Annotated in this window: 1 protein-coding gene; it reads right to left on the bottom strand. The window is 53.7% G+C overall.

Translation table 11 applies throughout. The features are described 5' to 3' along the window. Positions 1 to 257 (bottom strand): hypothetical protein (locus tag KVT32_RS30615; protein WP_217619489.1); only part of this gene is annotated, 257 nt, incomplete at both ends.

Below are 257 nucleotides of genomic sequence, written 5' to 3'. Positions count from 1 at the left end.
ACCATATATGCGTACAGCCCGTCGCAAATGGAAGAAATCGCGTGTCCGTGCCTATGGAGTGTCCCGTAGTCGTGAAACAAAGTGTTCCGCACCCGGTATAACCGTTCCGCAAACGTTGCGTCTGGCTCGTTAATTCCCAGCGCAGTGAGCAGCGAGTTGACCGAAATATGAGTTGTCGGGCATTCTGGAGGAAGCACTTGGTCGATCCGGGCCTTCTCACGGGTTGCGGCTTGGAACTTGTCTAAAATCTCGCGGAT

It is taken from the genome of Achromobacter sp. GbtcB20 (genome assembly GCF_019091095.1).
GTDB lineage: Bacteria > Pseudomonadota > Gammaproteobacteria > Burkholderiales > Burkholderiaceae_B > Achromobacter > Achromobacter mucicolens.
The sequence above is the reverse complement of the archived record's forward strand: the minus strand, read 5'-3'. Positions and strand labels throughout refer to the sequence as shown.